Annotated in this window: 2 protein-coding genes and 1 pseudogene; all 3 read right to left on the bottom strand. The window is 53.1% G+C overall.

Translation table 11 applies throughout. The annotated features are described in order from the left end of the window. Positions 1–172: 172 nt before the first annotated feature. Positions 173–1,159 (bottom strand): hypothetical protein, encoded by a 987-nt coding sequence (locus tag Q0362_RS02220; RefSeq protein ID WP_298119315.1) that lies wholly within the window; start codon positions 1,157–1,159, stop codon positions 173–175. Positions 1,160–1,392: 233 nt separating this feature from the next. After that, positions 1,393–2,208: an N-formylglutamate amidohydrolase gene (locus Q0362_RS02215; protein WP_298119313.1), complete on the bottom strand. Its 816-nt coding sequence runs from the start codon at positions 2,206–2,208 to the stop codon at positions 1,393–1,395. A gap of 63 nt (positions 2,209–2,271) precedes the next feature. Continuing rightward, positions 2,272–2,597 (bottom strand): annotated as a pseudogene (locus Q0362_RS02210) (hypothetical protein); the annotation flags it as partial.

The following is a 2,597-nucleotide window of genomic DNA, read 5'->3' as shown; positions in this document are numbered from 1 at the left end:
CCACCGATGCTGCGCAGGTGCCACCCAAGCAACGCAGCAACGAGAACATCGTCTTTGCATTCTTGGTGTTCTCCATGAGCCATCTGGCCTGCAAAGGCATACTGCAAGGCATAGAGGTCTTGTTCTGAGGTGGGAGTGATGGCCACTCTGTATTTCGGCATGATGTGGGTCATTACTTAGCCTCCTGTGCGCTGCGCTTCTGTACTGTCTCTGTGTAGATGGTCTCGACCACATTTGCCCAGATTCTGGGCGTGTGGTCGAGAGGCTGGTAGCCACCGGCTCCGCCGATGAGTACTCGGCCCTGGGAGTAGGTGTTTGCCCACTCAGCAACCTTCTTGGCTGCCTGGGTAAAGCCCTCATAGGTGTAGTTGTTAGATGAACCCAGGTTGCTTGTGCCGCCGTGGCCATCTGCACCTGCTGCAAGAAGGATCACGTCAGGCTTGTACCGCTTAACTACTTCTTCAATCTCGCCGTTGAGGAGACCAAGCAGCACTTCGTCCCCAGCACCATTGTTTATGCCCCAGTTATATATGTGGCGTTCTTCATCGTGGGCAGAGTGATTCTTGCCCGCACGAGACAACTCACGGTTGATGGTCTCTGGGTCACCTGGATAGATCGAGTGGTTGTGGATACTCAGAGTGGGAATGCTGGTGCCTTCCAAGAGGTGTTGAACGCCATCACCAGCATGAATATCCCAGTCCAGATAGAGAGGCTTCAAACCAGCGTTGTGAAACTCGACCGCTGCCCACGCCATGTCGTTGAACACGCAGAACCCAGAGCTGTGGGAGAAGTGAGCATGGTGCTTAGCGCCCTGGGGGTTGAAGCCCACAGTGAAAGCACCTTTGATCATGCCTTCGACCAGCATCTGGGTTCCGGCAAACATGGTGGCTGCGGTTTGCCCCATCCAGGTCTTATTGCGCATCCATTCGTCGCTTACGCCGTCATCGATGACTGCGGACACGTAATCCAGGTCGTGGATTGACTCAATGGCGGCGCGGACATGCTTCATGTCCGCGGTTGCAGGGTCAATCACACTCACGGCATCGCCGAGTTCCTCCACGAGCATCTCCGTGGCCAGTTCAGCACGAATGGGATTGGTGGGGTGGGAGCCATCTCCAGAACCGAGCTGCCATTGCAGGTAGTCGGGGGAGTAGGCCACGTGAAGTGGAGCAAGAGGACTGCTGGTGTTGTGCTGAATGGATTCTGAAGTGTGAGAAATAGTGGTGACCTTTCGGAGCGTTACAGGGTGTGGTTGTAACGGAAAACTGATGTTGTTTATTCCCGATTGATCCATTTGCCAATCAGGTAGAGGAGTCCAACTCCTAATAAGAAGGTGATGGGGCCAGCTGAAGCCAGCCCATTCATCACGTCGTATCCGGGCATTCTTACCCGCTAACGGAGCGTGCCCATGTTCAGGCTGGTGACCAGCTGCTGCAGACTTTCTTGAAGTGCGGAGAACTCTTCGGGGAAGAGCTCAATACTCTTCTCATCCATATAGGTATCTCTTCGGATCTCGAGCATTACAGACTGCACTCTGCTGTCTTTGGCTTCATAGAAGCGCAAGGGAACATAGGTGCCATGGAAGCTCTCATTGATTCCCGTGCCCAGGTTGCCAAAGGCTTTGACAACTTCTCCCACCAGCAGTGCGCTGGTGTGGGTTGTGTCAGCACCAATGTCTAGCTGGGGCCTAGCTTCGTGGCTGTGAAGCTCATAAGGAAGAGGCTCAGTTGGGTAGGAGTGCACGTCGATAATCACGGCACGGCCGTGAATATCGAGAGTGCGCTGCACTAATTCGGTGAATGCATCTGAGTAGGCATCGAAGAACTCTCGCAAGGCAGGGTTGGTTGTGTGCTGTTGCTCGCGGATCTGCTGCTTCTGGGAACCCTGGGTATAGAACGCACCCATGCCCACAGCAAGCATCTCTTCACGCTCGTCAGGGAAACGTTCCACGTCCACAACAAACCGACTCAAGCCATTGACCAATGACGAAGCGTTCTGGATGCTCTTGACCAGGTCATTGGTGAAGTGATCTGTCATCAGATCTTTCTCTGCCTCCATTGCGGAGGCAGAGACGAGGAATGTTCCCTTGAGCTCTTCGGGGATGAAACGGCTGCCATGAGGGGCATGCAGGATGGCGGGTGAAATCTCAGAGTTGTCTACAAGCGTGAATAGACGTTTGAGATCAATCTCAGGTAGTGCTCCGGCCATGTTTCCCCCTCAGGAATAGATATAAGAAGGAAGATACGGACACCCACTGACATTGTGAGCCAGTTAGTTGTTTCTTGCTTTCTTCCACCAACTGATCTCTTCAGCGGTTGGCTTGAGGAGGGGAAGAAGTGATGAATACTTCTCCGCCTCGAAGTGTTCATTTTTTGCCGCGATTATCTTGGCCAGTAATCTCTGGCGTGCATGGTTGGAGTTATCTGCCATGTCCGCCATCTTTACCATGCGCGCAAGGTGGTTTGCACTCAGGGCTTCGTAGTAGCCCAAAATGTCGAATTCATTCTTCGGGATTGACTCGTTCTTTGTCAGAAGTTCAACAGCATCATTTGTCTCTGGAGAGAAACCCTTGGCTTCCAGATCAGCTTTAGTCACGC

This window comes from uncultured Aurantimicrobium sp., assembly GCF_936931525.1.
Lineage (GTDB): Bacteria > Actinomycetota > Actinomycetes > Actinomycetales > Microbacteriaceae > Aurantimicrobium.
This window is presented reverse-complemented; position numbering and strand designations above follow the sequence as displayed.